The organism is Pseudomonas sp. DWP3-1-3b3 (assembly GCF_049896305.1).
GTDB lineage: Bacteria > Pseudomonadota > Gammaproteobacteria > Pseudomonadales > Pseudomonadaceae > Aquipseudomonas > Aquipseudomonas azotoformans_A.
On the sequence record NZ_JAFCUA010000003.1, the window covers coordinates 260782 to 276835 of the forward strand.

At 61.4% G+C, this 16054-nt stretch carries 15 protein-coding genes and 1 pseudogene; 7 read left to right on the forward strand and 9 right to left on the reverse strand.

The window, feature by feature from the left end; genetic code table 11:
• Positions 1-79: 79 nt before the first annotated feature.
• Both ACP7BX_RS11200 and ACP7BX_RS11205 read right to left on the reverse strand, forming a co-directional pair.
• Positions 80-463 carry a YbaN family protein gene (locus tag ACP7BX_RS11200; protein ID WP_038849156.1) on the reverse strand — a complete coding sequence of 128 codons (384 nt, stop codon included), beginning with the start codon at positions 461-463 and terminating at the stop codon, positions 80-82.
• Between the two features lie 20 nt (positions 464-483).
• Complete coding sequence (locus ACP7BX_RS11205; RefSeq protein WP_016976541.1) at positions 484-1071, reverse strand: YecA family protein; 588 nt, start codon at positions 1069-1071, stop codon at positions 484-486.
• 276 nt (positions 1072-1347) lie between these two features.
• Here ACP7BX_RS11205 and recQ point away from each other — a divergent pair, with 276 nt between their 5' ends.
• Together recQ and ACP7BX_RS11215 are read left to right on the forward strand one after the other, a co-directional pair.
• Complete coding sequence (gene recQ, locus ACP7BX_RS11210) at positions 1348-3474, forward strand: DNA helicase RecQ (protein ID WP_426126477.1); 2127 nt, start codon at positions 1348-1350, stop codon at positions 3472-3474.
• A 121-nt stretch (positions 3475-3595) separates the two neighbouring features.
• Positions 3596-4030: a MarR family transcriptional regulator gene (locus tag ACP7BX_RS11215; RefSeq protein ID WP_426126479.1), complete on the forward strand. Its 435-nt coding sequence runs from the start codon at positions 3596-3598 to the stop codon at positions 4028-4030.
• A gap of 134 nt (positions 4031-4164) precedes the next feature.
• On the opposite strand, the gene ACP7BX_RS11220 is transcribed toward ACP7BX_RS11215, so the two are convergent.
• A complete protein-coding gene (locus ACP7BX_RS11220) occupies positions 4165-6354 on the reverse strand; it encodes a patatin-like phospholipase family protein (protein WP_426126836.1) in 2190 nt (729 codons plus the stop codon).
• Positions 6355-6438: 84 nt separating this feature from the next.
• Here ACP7BX_RS11220 and ACP7BX_RS11225 point away from each other — a divergent pair.
• A pseudogene (locus ACP7BX_RS11225) lies at positions 6439-6726 on the forward strand (SelT/SelW/SelH family protein).
• Between the two features lie 33 nt (positions 6727-6759).
• On the opposite strand, the gene ACP7BX_RS11230 reads toward ACP7BX_RS11225, so the two are convergent.
• From ACP7BX_RS11230 to ACP7BX_RS11240, 3 genes are all read right to left on the reverse strand, one after another.
• A complete protein-coding gene (locus ACP7BX_RS11230) occupies positions 6760-7041 on the reverse strand; it encodes a hypothetical protein (protein WP_016976544.1) in 282 nt (93 codons plus the stop codon).
• Between the two features lie 132 nt (positions 7042-7173).
• Entirely contained in the window at positions 7174-8058 is an 885-nt protein-coding gene (locus ACP7BX_RS11235) for a DMT family transporter (RefSeq protein WP_426126481.1), read from the reverse strand.
• 98 nt (positions 8059-8156) lie between these two features.
• Positions 8157-8906, reverse strand: a complete 750-nt coding sequence (locus ACP7BX_RS11240) for an AraC family transcriptional regulator (protein WP_426126483.1) — start codon at positions 8904-8906, stop codon at positions 8157-8159.
• A 137-nt stretch (positions 8907-9043) separates the two neighbouring features.
• Here ACP7BX_RS11240 and ACP7BX_RS11245 point away from each other — a divergent pair, with 137 nt between their 5' ends.
• Complete coding sequence (locus tag ACP7BX_RS11245; RefSeq protein WP_426126485.1) at positions 9044-9853, forward strand: UDP-2,3-diacylglucosamine diphosphatase; 810 nt, start codon at positions 9044-9046, stop codon at positions 9851-9853.
• Between the two features lie 126 nt (positions 9854-9979).
• On the opposite strand, the gene ACP7BX_RS11250 is transcribed toward ACP7BX_RS11245, so the two are convergent.
• From ACP7BX_RS11250 to phhA, 3 genes are all read right to left on the reverse strand, one after another.
• A complete protein-coding gene (locus ACP7BX_RS11250) occupies positions 9980-11173 on the reverse strand; it encodes an amino acid aminotransferase (RefSeq protein WP_426126487.1) in 1194 nt (397 codons plus the stop codon).
• Positions 11173-11529: a 4a-hydroxytetrahydrobiopterin dehydratase gene (locus ACP7BX_RS11255; protein WP_426126489.1), complete on the reverse strand. Its 357-nt coding sequence runs from the start codon at positions 11527-11529 to the stop codon at positions 11173-11175. The genes ACP7BX_RS11250 and ACP7BX_RS11255 overlap by 1 nt, the downstream gene beginning before the upstream one ends.
• Before the next feature lie 97 nt (positions 11530-11626).
• Positions 11627-12418 (reverse strand): phenylalanine 4-monooxygenase, encoded by a 792-nt coding sequence (phhA, locus tag ACP7BX_RS11260; protein WP_033900734.1) that lies wholly within the window; start codon positions 12416-12418, stop codon positions 11627-11629.
• 257 nt (positions 12419-12675) lie between these two features.
• On the opposite strand from phhA, the gene ACP7BX_RS11265 reads away from it, so the two are divergent.
• The 3 genes from ACP7BX_RS11265 (at position 12676) to flgG (ending at position 16018) form a co-directional block, all read left to right on the forward strand.
• Positions 12676-14238, forward strand: coding sequence for a sigma-54-dependent transcriptional regulator (locus tag ACP7BX_RS11265; RefSeq protein ID WP_426126492.1), 1563 nt, complete (start codon positions 12676-12678; stop codon positions 14236-14238).
• 191 nt (positions 14239-14429) lie between these two features.
• Positions 14430-15170, forward strand: a complete 741-nt coding sequence (locus ACP7BX_RS11270; RefSeq protein ID WP_038847726.1) for a flagellar basal body rod protein FlgF — start codon at positions 14430-14432, stop codon at positions 15168-15170.
• A gap of 62 nt (positions 15171-15232) precedes the next feature.
• The gene (gene flgG, locus ACP7BX_RS11275; RefSeq protein WP_005790105.1) at positions 15233-16018 is read left to right on the forward strand and encodes a flagellar basal-body rod protein FlgG; all 786 of its coding nucleotides are present in this window, start codon (positions 15233-15235) and stop codon (positions 16016-16018) included.
• Positions 16019-16054 lie beyond the last annotated feature (36 nt).

Below are 16054 nucleotides of genomic sequence, written 5' to 3' on the forward strand. Positions count from 1 at the left end.
GGCCCGGTTGGACAGTCTCGCAGAATGCTTGGGGTTAGTCAGTGTCGACCAAGGTCTGAGCGCGACGTGATGTCGCGGCCTAACGGGGTGGCAGGGTTTTCTGGCGCAGAATGTAAATAGTCACCAGCACCGCACTGGTCAGCATGAAACCCCGCGCCCACGGCAGTGGCACCAGGTAACAGGACACGCCGATGCTCAGCCACATCAAGCCGATGGCGTAGACCTTGGCTTTGAGAGGAATGCCATTGCCATCCAGGTAATCACGGATCCACGGTCCCAGGCGTGGGTGTTGCACCAGCCAATGGTAGAAACGCGGGGAGCTTCGGGCGAAGCAGGCGGCAGCGAGCAGCAGGAAGGGGGTCGTCGGCAATACCGGCAGGAAAATTCCGATTACCCCCAACGCCACACTGAGCCAGCCGATGGCCAGCAGCAGGTAGCGCAGGAGCAGAGGACGATTGCCCATGGGTGTCACGGGCAAGCGACTCAGTGGTGACGTGGCTTGAGGATCGCCGGTTTTTCGTCAGGTGCGTTGCACAGCAGGTACAGCGCGGTCAGGGCTTCCGGGATCTGAACGATCATGTCGTCCATCAGGTTGGCGTCGGCGGCGATGTCGGCGAATTCAGGCTGGTCGTCGAACAGACCGGAACCGACCATGATCGGCAGCAGCATTTCGCTGACTTCTTCCTCGGCGGTTTCGAACCACGCGGCTTCGCGCAGGAAAACGCCTTCCATGAAGCCGATGCACCAGCCGCGCAGGTCGGAGTCATCCGGCTCTTCGCCCAAGTCCAGTTCGCACGGCAGCTCGAACTCTTCGTCGGAAGCCAGTTGGCGACCGATGTGGGCCTTGAGGGCCAGCAGGGTGGATTCGATTTCTTCGCGTTGGGCCGCGTCGGTGTAGTGCGGCTCTTCGGCGAACAGTGCATCGATCCATTCACGGTCGGGGACGACGTCGGAGCAGATCGACAGGGCGGTCAGGTAGCCGTGGGCGGCCACGTAGTCCAGCGCCTCGTCATGCAGCTCATCGGCGTCGAGGAAGGCTTGCAGGCGGGTTAGTTGCTCAGCGAAGGACATTGAAGGACTACCTTGGGAATAAACGATGCTGAATTCTAGGCTTTCTTGAGCGCCCAGGCCAGCCGCACTGCATATTTGCCAGGTTTTAGATAGCGCTCGCTGTTCGTCAGTGGCGCCCTTTGCCGGGTAGCGCTCGGGTATACTGCCGCGTTTTGTGATGCCCTTGCAGGCCAAGCGCCAGTGCGCGAAAACTTCGCTTACGGATTATTTCCCGTGAAAGCGGTTTTTTTCGGCCAGCCTGTACAGAGGGATTTCGGCACTATTTTGGAGTTTTACATGCTCGAGCAGGCACAACGCGTCCTCAAGGACATCTTCGGCTACGACAGTTTTCGTGGCCGCCAGGGTGCGATCATTGAGCGCGTGGCCAGTGGCGGTGACGCACTGGTCCTGATGCCTACTGGCGGTGGTAAATCGTTGTGCTTCCAGGTGCCTGCGCTGTTGCGCAATGGCCTGGCCGTGGTGGTGTCGCCGCTGATCGCCCTGATGGACGACCAGGTGGCCACCCTTGAAGAACTCGGCGTCGCCGCCGCTTCGTTGAACTCCACCCTCAGTGCCGAGCAGCAGCGCGACCTGGCGGCACGGATCAAGCGCGGTGAAGTGAAGATGCTGTACCTGGCCCCCGAGCGTCTGGTGCAGCCGCGCATGCTGGCTTTTTTGCAGAGCCTGGAAATCGCCCTGTTCGCGATTGATGAAGCTCACTGCGTGTCGCAATGGGGCCATGACTTTCGTCGCGAATATTTGCAGCTGGGCCAATTGGCTGAGCTGTTCCCCGATGTGCCGCGCATCGCCCTGACCGCCACCGCCGACAAGCGTACCCGCGAAGAAATCGTCGAGCGCCTGCACCTGCAGAACGCCGAGCGCTTCCTCTCGAGCTTTGACCGACCGAATATTTTCTACCGTATCGTGCCCAAGGAGCAGCCGCGCAAACAGCTGCTGGCGTTCCTCTCCGAGCGGCGCAGCGATGCGGGCATCGTGTATTGCCTGTCGCGCAAGAAGGTTGATGAGGTGGCCGCGTTTCTCTGTGAACAAGGCTACCCAGCGCTGCCGTATCACGCCGGGCTGCCCAACGAAACACGTTCAGCGCACCAGAAGCGCTTCCTCAACGAGGAAGGCCTGATCATGGTGGCCACTATCGCGTTCGGCATGGGCATCGACAAATCCAACGTGCGCTTCGTTGCGCACATGGACCTGCCCAAATCCCTCGAGGCCTACTACCAGGAAACCGGGCGCGCCGGCCGTGACGGTTTGCCGGCGGATGCGTGGATGGTCTACGGCCTGCAAGACGTGGTGATGCTCAAGCAGATGCTGCAGAACTCCGAAGGTGACGAGCGCCACAAGCGCCTGGAGCAGCACAAACTCGACGCCATGCTCTCGCTGTGCGAAGAAACCCGCTGCCGTCGCCAGACCTTGCTGGCCTATTTCGATGAAGACATGCCCGAGCCGTGCGGCCATTGCGACAACTGCGTCGACGGCGTGCAGACCTGGGACGCCACTGAGCCGGCGCGCCAGGGTTTGTCCGCCATCTATCGCACCGGCCAGCGTTATGGCGTCGGTCACTTGGTGGATGTGTTGCTGGGCAAGGACAACGAGAAGGTGCGCAGCTTCGGCCACGAAAAACTCTCGGTCTATGGTGTCGGCAAGGCCCGCGCCGAAGGCGAGTGGCGCTCGCTGTTCCGGCAGATGGTGGCGCGCGGCCTGGTGGACATCGACATCGAAGGCTATGGCGGCCTGCGCCTGAATGACAGCTGCCGGCCGTTGCTCAAGGGCGAGGTCAGCCTGGAGCTGCGCCGTGACCTCAAGCCGCAGACCACCGCCAAGACCAGCACCAGCCAGGCCAGCCAGCTTGTTCGTGGCGAAGAACGCGAGCAGTGGGAAGCCTTGCGCACCCTGCGCCGCAAACTGGCGCAGGAACACAGCGTGCCGCCGTACGTTATTTTCCCCGACTCCACCCTGCTGGAGATGCTGCGCGAGCAACCCACCAGCATGGCCGAGATGGCGCGGGTCAGTGGTGTGGGCGAGCGCAAGCTGGAGCGTTACGGTCAGGCCTTCCTTGAAGTACTCGGCGGCCAGGCCGAAGCGCCGAAGGAAGTCGCCGATATCCGCCACGAACTGATCAGCCTGGCACGCGCCGGCATGACTCCGATCCAGATCGCCGGCCAGTTGCAATGCTCTGAAAAGAACGTCTACACCTTGCTCGCTGAATCCATCGGCAAGCAGCAGTTATCGCTGGAGCAAGCCCTTGATTTACCCGAGGATCTGCTCGGCGAAATCCAGGATGCATTCTTGGACGGAGAGGGCGAATTGCCACCTGTGGCGGAGATTGCCCCGCTGTTCACCGGGCGCGTTCCTGAAGGTGTTTTGTACTGCGTGCGGGCGGCTTTGCAGTCTGAATTCGAAATTTAGTGCGCCAATTACGACAATGTAACGAATCAGTACATAGCAACTCTTGCCTACGGGCAAAGCTCATGCTTAGCTGACTAATAATTAGCCACACTTTATTTTCAGTCTAAAACATGAGTTTTTTATGCCGTTAACCGATCAACACCGATTTGGCATGCAATTGGCGCAAATGTCCCGTGGTTGGCGCGCCGAGCTGGATCGCCGTCTGGCTGGGCTTGGCCTGTCACAGGCACGCTGGCTGGTGCTGCTGCACCTGGCCCGTTTTGAAGAGGCCCCCACCCAGCGTGAGCTCGCGCAGAGTGTGGGTGTAGAAGGGCCGACATTGGCCCGGCTGCTGGACAGCCTGGAAGGCCAGGGCCTGGTGCAACGCCAGGCCGTGGTAGAAGACCGTCGTGCCAAGCGCATCTTGTTGTGTGACACCGCCCGCCCGTTGATCGAACAGATCGAAACCATAGCCACCGCCCTGCGCCATGAGCTGTTTGTAGGCGTGGACGAAGCCGACTTGAGCGTGTGCATGCGTGTGCATGCACACATCCTGGCTAACTTGGAAAAATCCTGACCTTGCATACGCTGCAGGTCGAAAATGTGGGAGCTGGCTTGCCTGCGATAGCATCACCTCGGAGCATCTGAAAAAATCGAGGTGCCTGCATCGCAGGCAAGCCAGCTCCCACATTAGTTTTGCGAACGACCTTTTTAGAACGTCTGCCCCAGGTTCAGATACACCGCCTTCTGATTATCATCATTGAACCCATAGCTGAAGTTCAGCGGCCCCAACGGTGTATCAAACCCCAGGAAAATACTCGCCGCGTTGATATACCCACTGTCGAACTCATTGTCGTTGTTCCACGCGCGGCCGCGTTCCAGTGACGCGCCCAGGTACAGCGGGAAATCCAGCGGCAGGTACGAACGCGGTGTGAGCCTGCGGTAGTACACCGCGCGCATCAGGCTGATGTTCTGCCCCGAGATTGCATCCTGGCGGAAGCCCGACAGCTGCCGCGCACCACCCAGCAGGAAGCTGGAAATCACCACGTCCGAATCATCCAGGGTGCGCCCGTAACGCCCGCCCAGCACCAGGGTGTCCGGGCCGTGGCTCATGGCCTTGTCGAGCTTGAACTCCCACTGGCGGTAACGCTGGTCCGAGCCCAGTCCCGGTTCGAATTCGCGGTAGGCCAGGCCGATGTCTTCGCCGGTATGGGGGAAGTACACGTTGTCCAGGGAGTCGAAGGAGTACTTCAGTTCATAGAAGCCTTCGCTGAAACTCACGCTGGGCAGATCCCGGTCGCCGATGCGCACGTCCGCCTTGCCCCAGGCTTCGCCGACGCCGAAGCGGATTTCGCCGCTGTTGCCGATCTGCCGTCCGACGTTCAAGCCGAAACCGTAGCGTTCCAGGCGATATTCGGAGATGGGGTCGTTGTCCAGGATCAGCTCGACGTTCTGGGCCTGGGCGCTGATGTACGGCGCGACAAAGTAACGCGAACCCGTGTCCATTGGCTGGTAGAACTCACTGTACAGCTCTTGTCGATCCCCAATCTGCACCCGCGTCAGCCATTCGGCGCCGAGGCGGTTGATGCCGTTCATGCGGTAGCTGGCGCCGAGGTTGAACGCGCTGTCGCCGCGCATGTCATCCGACAGGTTCAAGCCCAGGCGCAGGTAGTCGGTGCCGCTGCGTTTGCCGCGCGCGCTGATCACCAGGGTGTTGTCCTGGCCCTTTTTCACCACGCGGTATTGCACCTGCTCGAAGTAATCCAGGCCGTACAAGGTGCCCATGTCGGTTTGCAGGCGCCCCAGGTTGAGCGGCTCGCCCAAGGGTTGGCGGATGTAGTAGCGGATCACGTCGTCGCTGACTTTCGAGTCGTTCTCCACGTTGATGGCAGTGATCACCGGCGTGCGTTCGCCGGGTGTGCGGGCGGCCACCAGTTGTGGGTCGATCGGCTCGGCGGGGCGCAGGTGGGCCAGCCGGGCATCGAGGGCGCGGGTGGCGCGATAGCCGGCATCGATCATGTCCTTGGCGCGGCCGAAGTCGGTCACGCCATAGGCGGCGAGGGGTGGCTGGATCAGCACATCCTTGGGGTGCAGGTCCTTGAGTTGTTCTTCGGAGTTGCGCCGGGTCATCAGGGTGATCGATTGGTTGAGCACGTCCACCACAGTCGCCAGTTGCTTGCGCGAGCGCAGCGGGGTGCCGATGTCGACGACAATGGCGATATCCACGCCCATTTCCCGCGCCACATCCAGCGGGATGTTATCGGTCATGCCGCCGTCCACCAGCAGTCGGCCATCCAGCTCAACCGGCGCGAACACCGCCGGGATCGACATGCTGGCGCGGATCACCTGGGGCAGGTGACCCTTGCGGAATACCACTTTCTCGCCGGTGGTGATATCGGTCGCCACCGCGCGGAAGGGGATCGGCAGCTTGTCGAAGTTACGCGTGTTGCTGCTATGGGCGAACATGCTTTCCAGCAGCAGCGCCAGGTTCTGGCCCTGGATCACGCCCAGTGGCAGGCCCAGGCTGCCGTCGTCGCGAAAGCTGAGTTTCTGCTTGACCAGGAAATCCCGGTCATCCTGCTTGCGCCGGAACGGCACGTCTTCCCGCGGCGGTGCGTCGGACAGTGCCTGTTGCCAGTCGATACTCAGCGCCAGTTTTTCCAACTCGTCGATCTTGTAGCCCGACGCGTACAGCCCGCCGATCACCGCGCCCATGCTGGTACCGGCTATCGCATCGATCTGGATGCCTTGCTCTTCCAGCGCCTTGAGCACACCGATATGTGCCAACCCACGGGCGGCGCCGCCGGACAGCACCAGGCCGATCTTCGGGCGTGGCGGTTCAATGGCGTCGGCGATAAGGGGGAGCAGGCACAGAAACAGGCAGGACAGCAGGCGGCGCATCATGAATCTCGAGGCTGGGCGATAAAGGCCGCTATTATAGCCACTCGATCCGCTGAGCCCGTTACGCCTGGAGCCTCTCAAATCATGTCTTCGATCAAACCCGAGATCGTCATCACCTATTGCACCCAGTGCCAGTGGCTACTGCGCGCCGCGTGGTTGGCGCAGTAACTGTTGAGTACGTTTGCGGATGACCTGGGCAAAGTGGCGCTGGAACCGGCCACTGGTGGCGCATTTCGCATCACCTGTGATGGCGTGCAGATCTGGGAGCGCAAGGTCGACGGCGGTTTTCCCGAGGCCAAGGTACTCAAGCAGCGCGTACGTGACCAGATCGACCCGCAGCGCGACCTGGGGCATAACGACCGCACCCAGTGAAAGTCACCGCCCCGTGGGGCGGTGACACGGTGGTTATTTGGCCGCCATCTTTTGCTTGATAAAGCCAATCACCCACGTCAGTACCAGCCCGCCGACACCTCCGCCGACAATGTTGCTGCCCACTGCCGCCACATCCAGGGCTTCGCCGCCCGAGGTGCCCGTGAGTGCCGCGACGACTTGGCCGAGCACCAGCCCGCCGACACCGCCGATCAGGGTATTGAGCCCGGTCCCGAGGCTCTGTTTGGTCATGCCGGCGATGTTGCCGCCGACGGCCCCGCTGATGATCTGCACTAACAAATTGATGAGCATTTCCATGGTAAAGCTCCCGCATCGCGTTGAGGTTGTGACCACTCGCGTGCAGCAACTTCAGAACACACCCAGGCTGTCGTCGAGCTGTCGGTTATCCGTTGAACGACTGCGGACTGTTGCGGATATTCAAAGTATAGATCAGGCCGTCGCCGCGGGCTGCTTGGCCTGGCTGGCACCGCCCATCAACCCTGACAGCACGATCGCGATGATGATCAACACACCGCCCAGGAGCATGCGCAGCGTCGGGGTTTCGGCAAACAGCAGCCAGGCTGCGGTGATGCCGTAGACCGGCTCCATGGCGAACACCACCGAAGCGGTACGCGCCTTGATCACCGCGAGGCTGGCAACAAATAGGCTATGGGCCAGGCCGGTGCAGAACACGCCGAGCAAACCGATCCACAACCAGTCGATTGCGCTCACCTCTGTCAGACCGGGCGCCGCCACGGGCAACAGGCACACGGCGACCACTACGTTCTGGCACAGCGCTGCCTGCACCGCCGGGATGCGTCCGGAACTGGCGCGGTTATTCAGTGACAGCAGGGAAAACAGCAACCCCGAGGCGATGCCCCAGAGCAGCCCGCCGGTGGCTTCGCTGGCGAGATTGAAGTCCGGGGTAACCAACACCAGGCCGACGCTGACCAGCACGACCAGGACCACTTCGTTGGCGCGGATGCGCTCGCGGAAAATCAGCCCCTCGAGGATCACGGTAAAAGCTGGAAATGCGGTGAAGCCCAAGGTCGCAACCGCTACGCCGGCGACTTTCACGGCAATAAAGAAGGTCACCCAGTGCGCCGCCAGCAATACGCCGCTGACCAGCAGTCGGCGCCAGTCGCGCAGTTCCAGGGTTTTCCAGGCGGTGCTGCTGGCGAACCGTGCGAATACCGCCAGCGCCACCACGGCAAACACGGCGCGACCAAAAACGATGATGGCCGGGGAGGCGGCCGCCAGTTTGCCGAATACGCCGGTGAGGCCAAACATCAATGCGCCGACGTGCAGGGCGCCGAGGGCTGAGCGGGGAGTCATTGCGATCCTTGAGTCTTGGTGTGACAGAAACGCAGTCTAGTGGGTGGCCCGCATCGGTGTCTGTCGTCCGGCTCGCGATGTTTATCGCGAGACTCTTCCTACGGCTTACGCCGTAAAGCACCCGGCGAGGCGCCAAATTCCCGCAGCATGGCGGCGGCGAAGGCACTTTGCGAGGCGTAACCGACGCGATCGGCGATTTCACCGATGGGCAGAGGTGTTTGACGCAACAGGTCCAAGGCCATGTGCAGGCGACGGCTACGGATGTAGTCCATCGGTGTTTGCCCGCATTCGGCCATGAACCGTGCGTGCAGGCGCGCCACTGACAAATCAGCGATACGCGCCAGGTCAGCCACCTGCAACGGATGCGCAAGGTGTCGCTCGATATGTTGATTGAAGGCTGCGTACGGCAGGCGTCGGCCCGGCTGCGGTGGGGCCAGCGGATGATTGAGGCTGGCCAGCAACAGCACCGCGCCTTGCTGCACGATCAATGGGTCATGTACCGGGCTGTGTGCCAGCCATTGCACCAGTTGGCTTTGCCGCGAGTCCAGGGTCAGCCGCGCGGGCTGGTCGAGCAGGCGGCGACTGGCATCGGCATGCTCGCCCAGCGATTGCAGCACCCAGTGCTCGGTCGGCACATCCAGCACCAGGCAACGACTGCCATCGCGACTGCCGCACGCATGGTGGGCAGAGAAGGGCAGCACCATCACGCTGCTTTCGCGCACCTGGCTGCCACGGCCGTCCACTTCCAGGTCCAGGTGCCCGGACAGGCCGAACACCAACTGCGCATGGTCATGGCTGTGGGCGAGGGGCGCTTCGACGTAGTGGCGTAGGGTGAGGGTGGGTCCCATTGCGGTCTCCTGGGCGGCAAGCGGGCAGTCTACAACGCTTTGCGGGCCCTGAGCGCTGTCATCAGACTGACGCACAGTTGTCATGGGCTATTAATCGCCAGGGCGCAAGCTCGCGAAAACACCGTCGAGGGATGCCCATGACCAGTGCCGAGTTCGCCAAGCCCAGCCGCAAGCAACGGGTTCGTACCCTGTGGATTTCCGATGTGCACCTGGGCACCCGGGATTGCCAGGCCGAACATTTGTCGCAGTTCCTCAAGGGCTACCAGGCCGACAAGGTCTACCTGGTCGGTGACATTATCGACGGCTGGAAACTGCGCGGCGGCATGTATTGGCCCCAGGCCCACACCAACGTGATCCGTCGCCTGTTGACCATGGCCAAGCGCGGTACCGAGGTGATCTACGTCACCGGCAACCACGACGAATTCCTGCGTCGCTATTCCAAGCTGATCCTGGGCAATATCCAGCTGGTCGACGAAGCCATACACGTGACTGCCGACGGCCGGCATCTGCTGGTGATCCACGGCGATCAGTTCGACGTGATCACCCGTTACCACCGCTGGCTGGCGTTCCTTGGTGACTCGGCCTACGAGTTCACCCTCACGCTGAACCGCTGGCTGAACCACTGGCGCGCGCGCTACGGTTATGGCTATTGGTCGCTGTCGGCGTACCTCAAGCACAAGGTCAAGACGGCCGTGAACTTCATCAGCGATTTTGAAGAAGCTATCGCCCACGAGGTGACCAAGCGCGAGTTGCATGGCGTGGTGTGCGGTCATATCCACCATGCGGAGATTCGCAAGGTGGGCGAGGTGGATTACCTCAACTGCGGGGATTGGGTGGAGTCGTGCACGGCGTTGATCGAACACTGGGATGGGAGCATCGAGTTGTATCGGTTGGCGGATGCGCAGGCGAAAGAGGCGCAGCTCAAGGCAGAGATGGTAGCGGGCTAGAGCCTGACTCGGTCGAAAATGTGGGAGCGGGCTTGCTCGCGAATGCGGTAGGTCAGTCACCTGATGTGTCGGATGACACACCGCTTTCGCGAGCAAGCCCGCTCCCACAGTTTTGATTCGGTTTCTTCAGTTGGAGACATCGGCAATGGCTTGAGCCAGCAGCGTCAGGCGTGTCGCATCAATGCCCGCCACGTTGGCCCGACCCGAACTCACCATATACACGCTGTGCTTTTCGCGCAGTTGCTTCACCTGCTCGGCACTCAAGCCGGTATAGGAAAACATCCCACGCTGCGCTCCGATATGCGCAAACCGCTCCGACAGGCCGTGTGGCGCCAACGCCTCCACCAAGCCCGAACGCAGGTGTGCGATCCGTGAGCGCATGCCTTCGACCTCGTCGCTCCAGCGCTTTTTCAGCTCGGTATCCCCCAGGATGGTCGCCACTACCGCAGCACCATGGTCCGGCGGCGTCGACCACAGGTTGCGCGCCGTGTTGGCCAACTGGCTGCGCACATCCGTGAGCTTTTCGGCATCCGCCGCACACACGATCAACGCGCCGACGCGGTCGCTGTACAGGCCGAAGTTCTTCGAGCATGAACTGGTGATCAGCACTTCCGGCAGCTCGGCTGCAAACAACCGCACGGCCCAGGCGTCCTGCTCCAAACCATCGCCGAAGCCTTGGTAGGCGAAGTCGATCAGCGGCAGCAACTGGCGCTCGCGCACGATCTGCAGCACCTGGCGCCAGTCGTCCTGGGACAGGTCGAAACCGGTCGGGTTATGGCAGCAGGCATGCAACAGCACCACGTCGCCCTTGGGTACGCTGGACAGGGTCGCCAGCATGGCCGCCACGTCCAGGCGATTGTCCGCACCCACGTAGGGGTAATGGCTGACCGGGATCCCGGCCTTGGCAAAGATGGTTTCGTGGATCGGCCAGGTCGGGTTGCTCAACCAGACGCCGCGACCGGGCAGGTTGTGCGCGATAAAGTCGGCGCTCAGGCGCAGGGCCCCGGTGCCGCCCGGTGTCTGGGTGGCGCCGGCGCGGCGCTCGCGGATCACCGCCGAGTCCGCGCCGAGCACCAGCTCACTGATCAGCCTGCCGAACGCCGCATTGCCGTGGCCGCCGATGTAGGTCTTGGTGGTTTGCGTGTCCACCAGGCGCTGTTCGGCCAGCTTCACCGAGTGCGGAATTGGGGTGAGGCCCTGGTCATCCTTGTAGACGCCCACGCCCAGATCGAATTTGTTCGGGTTGCTGTCCTGGGCGTACAGGTCCATCAGCCCGAGGATCGGGTCGCCGGGCACGCGGCCAATGGCATCGAAATGCATTACTTGCGGCCCTCGGCTTCCTTGGCCACTTCGTCGGTGCGCGCGGCCATGATGAAGTCGTTGCGGTGCAGGCCTTTGATGGAATGGCTCCACCAGGTCACGGTGACCTTGCCCCACTCGGTGAGCAGGCCTGGGTGATGGCCTTCGGCTTCGGAGATGTCACCCATGGCGTTGGTGAAGGCCAGGGCGAATTTGAAGTTCTTGAACAGGAAAACCTTTTCCAGTTGCATCACGCCGTCGCGGACTTCGATGTTCCAGTCAGGGATCTGCTTGAGCAGCACCGGCAGTTCTTCGTCGCTGACTTGCGGGGCATCGGCACGGCAGGCTTCGCAGTGGGCTTGGTTCAAGGTGGTCATGAGGGTGTCCTGAATTCGAAGGTATGAAGATCAGTAGCGTTACCCTAAAGCAACGCGCGGCCAGGGAACAGACTCACCTGGCCTCAAGATGTAAGGTTCAAGCCGCCTTGGGCTTGGGTGGAAACTTCGGTGCGTGCAGACCCAGCTGCATGCCACGTTCCACCATGCCCATGATGTCCTCCTGCGCGACTTCGAACAGGCGCTTGAGGTCTGGCAGCACGAAGTACAACGGTTGCAGGATGTCGATGCGATACGGCGTGCGCATCGCCTCCAGCGGGTCGAACACTTGATGCTCGGGCTCGGACGACAGGCTGTACACCGTCTCCTTGGGCGACGACAGAATGCCGCCACCGTAGATGCGTCGACCTTCGGGCGTGTCCACCAGGCCGAATTCGATGGTCATCCAGTAGAGGCGCGCCAGGTACACGCGTTGCTCCTTGGTGGCCGCCAGGCCGAGCTTGCCGTAGGTGTGGGTGAATTCGGCGAACCAGGGGTTGGTCAGCAATGGGCAGTGGCCGAAGATCTCGTGAAAAATATCCGGTTCTTGCAGATAGTCGAGTTCTTCGCGGGTGCGGATAAACGTCGCCACAGGAAACTGCTTGTTGGCGAGTAACTCGAAAAATGTCTGGAAGGGGATCAGCGCCGGCACGCGGGCGACCTGCCAGCCGGTGGTCTCGGCCAGCACTTTGTTGATTTCGCCCAGTTGCGGAATGCGGTCATGGGGCAGGCCGAGCTTGTCGATGCCGTCCAGGTATTCCTGGCAGGCGCGCCCCTCGATCACTTTCAACTGGCGAGTGATCAGGGTGTTCCACACCGCATGTTCTTCCTGCGAGTAGTGGATAAAACCTTGCGCATCGGGCTCGCGGGCCACGTACTGCGTCTGCTTCATACGGCTCTCCTGCTAGGCATTCGTTCTTGTTATGTCCTGCGATGCGCTTATTGATAACCCGTGCGCGGCCAGATTCCATCTGTTTAAAACGCCTTTACGTAGGAAAACTTACCAGTTTCCGTAAAGTATTCGTTACGCTTATGAGGGTGGCCGTTGTCTTGGGCTGGGAAAAGCCCGCAAGCTGTCACATAATCTTGACGACTATCTGCGCCCAGCGACAAAAAGACGCGGCGCCTCCCCACTTTTCGGGCCTCTTCATGCGTATCAAAGTGCATTGCCAGAACCGCATCGGCATCCTGCGGGACATTCTCAACCTGCTGGTGGAATACGGCGTCAACGTCGCCAAGGGCGAGGTGGGCGGTGAGCATGGCAATGCCATCTACCTGTTTTGCCCGAACCTGGTGAACATGCAGTTCCAGGCATTGCGCCCGCAGTTCGAGGCGATTGCCGGGGTATTTGGCGTCAAAAGGGTAGGGTTGATGCCCAGCGAGCGCCGGCATATGGAGCTCAATGCGTTGCTTGGCGCGCTGGAGTTTCCGGTGCTGTCGATCGACATGGGCGGCTCGATCGTCGCCGCCAACCGCGCGGCGGCACAGCTGCTCGGAGTGCGGGTGGATGAGGTGCCAGGCATTCCGTTGTCGCGGTATGCCGAGGACTTCGACTTGCCGGAACTGGTGCGCGCCAGCAAATCGCGGATCAACGGCCTGCGGGTCAAGGTCAAGGGTGACGTGTTCCTGGCGGACATCGCGCCGCTGCAATCCTCCGAACATGACGACAGCGAGGCCATGGCCGGCGCTGTGCTGACCCTGCACCGCGCCGACCGCGTTGGTGAGCGCATCTATAACGTGCGCAAGCAGGAACTGCGTGGCTTTGACAGCATTTTCCAAAGCTCCAAAGTCATGGCCGCCGTGGTGCGCGAAGCCCGGCGCATGGCGCCGCTGGATGCGCATCTATTAATAGAAGGCGAAACCGGCACCGGTAAAGAGCTGTTGGCGCGTGCATGTCACCTGGCCAGCCCGCGTGGGCAATCGCCGTTGATGGCGCTTAACTGCGCGGGCCTGCCCGAGTCGATGGCCGAGACCGAGCTCTTCGGCTACGGCCCTGGCGCGTTCGAAGGTGCACGGGCCGAAGGCAAGTTGGGACTGTTGGAACTGACGGCGGGCGGTACATTGTTTCTCGATGGCGTCGGGGAGATGAGCGCGCGCTTGCAGGTGAAATTGCTGCGCTTTTTGCAGGACGGTTGCTTCCGCCGCGTAGGCAGCGATGAAGAGGTGTACTTGGACGTGCGGGTGATCTGCGCGACCCAGGTGGACTTGTCCGAGCTGTGCGCCCGTGGCGAATTCCGTCAGGACCTCTATCACCGTCTCAACGTGCTGTCCCTGCATATTCCACCGCTACGTGAATGTCTCGACGGGCTTGCGCCGCTGGTTGAGCACTTTCTCGATCAGGCCAGTCGCCAGATCGGCTGCCCGTTGCCCAAGCTGGCGCCGGCCGCCATGGACCGCCTGAGCCACTACCACTGGCCGGGCAACGTACGGCAGTTGGAAAACGTGCTGTTCCAGGCGGTGTCGTTGTGTGACGGAGGGACGGTCAAGGCCGAACATATTCGGCTGCCGGATTATGGCGTGCGTCAGCCGCTTGGCGATTTTTCCTTGGAGGGCGGCCTGGAAGACATCGTTGGTCGATTCGAGAAGGCGGTGTTGGAAGCCTTGTACGCCGAGCATCCCAGCAGCCGACAGTTGGGCAAGCGCCTGGGGGTGTCTCACACCACCATCGCCAATAAGCTGCGCGATTACGAAGTGATCAAGGCCGACAAGTAACCTGCGCTTGCCGCAGGCGGCAGTAGTCCGCCGTTTTTTCGACTATCGAGGGGGCGTCATTTCTTGACGCCCGCCCGCAAACCCCCGTCCCACCTGCACTTCATCCTCTTTTCAAAAGTTGGTTCGCAAATTGCTTAAGCCTCATCAGTACAGCGGTGGGCGGCAAGCGTCCGTCAGAAAGAGGAAAGAGCGTGGACAAGTACCTTTATGTGGCAATGACCGGCGCCAGCCAGAATGCTCTGGCGCAGAAGGCCCATGCCAACAACCTGGCGAACATTTCCACCAATGGTTTCCAACGTGACCTGGAGCAGGCGCGTTCGATGCCGGTGTTCGGTGACAGCTTTCCGGCGCGCGCGTTTGCCATGACCGAGCGTCCAGCCACCGACTTCACGCCTGGCGCGATGATCGAGACGGGCCGTGACCTGGACGTTGCCGTCAGCGGCAATGGCTGGATGGCCGTGCAGACCCCGGACGGCAGCGAAGCCTACGTGCGCAGCGCGAGCATGAACGTCGATGCATTGGGTGTGCTGCGCGCCGGCAACGGCATGCCGATCATGGGCAACGGTGGCCCGATTGCCGTGCCGCCGCAGCAGAAGATCGAAGTGGGGGCTGATGGCACCATCAGCATTCGCGCCATGGGTGAAGGCCCGCGCGTGATGGCGGAAGTGGACCGCATCAAGCTGGTCCAGCCGGACCTGAAGAACATGAATAAAGGCCTCGACGGCACCATCCACACCAAGGATGGCCAGCCGGCCCAGGCTGACGCGACGGTCACGCTGACCTCGGGCTTCCTGCAGGCGAGCAACGTCAATGCGGTGGAAGAAATGACCGCTGTGCTGGCGCTTTCCAAGCAGTTCGAGCTGCACATCAAGATGATGAACAGCGCCAAGGAAGACGACCAGGCCATGACTCGCGTCATGCAGATGAGCTGATTGCAGCCCACTAATTAATTTGTGATGTAGCGCCAACAAACAGGCGCGCAAAGGAGAACAGCATGCTTCCGGCTCTATGGGTTGCCAAAACCGGTTTGTCCGCCCAGGACACCAACCTGACCACCATTTCCAACAACTTGGCCAACGTGTCGACCACGGGTTTCAAACGTGACCGTGCCGAGTTCCAGGACTTGCTCTATCAGATCAAGAAGCAGCCAGGCGCCCAGTCGACCCAGGACAGCGAACTGCCGTCCGGCCTGCAATTGGGTACCGGTGTGCAGATCGTTGGCACCCAGAAGAACTTCAGCGCCGGTAACCTGCAACAGACCGGCCAGCCGCTGGACATGGCCATCAACGGCCGTGGTTTCTTCCAGATCCTGCAACCGGATGGCACCACTTCCTACACCCGTGACGGTACTTTCCACCTGGACTCCAACGGCCAGATCGTCACCGCCAACGGTTTTGCCCTGGAGCCGGCCGTGGTCGTTCCCGCCGACGCCAAGACCTTCACCGTCGGCAACGACGGCACCGTGTCCATCACCGTGGCCGGCAACCCCGCGTCGCAAGTGATCGGCAACCTGCAGACCGCCGACTTCATCAACCCGGCCGGCCTGCAAGCAATGGGCAACAACCTGTTCCTGGAAACCGCCTCCAGCGGCGCGCCGCAAATCGGCACCCCTGGCCTGAACGGTTTCGGCACCACGCTGCAAAGCACCCTGGAAACCTCCAACGTGAGCACCGTTGAGGAGATGGTCAACATGATCACCACCCAGCGCGCCTACGAGATGAACTCCAAGGTGATCTCCACCGCCGACCAGATGCTTTCGTTCGTAACGCAGAATCTGTAATCAAGTCTATGGGGCGCTCATGAGGGCGCCTGCAAC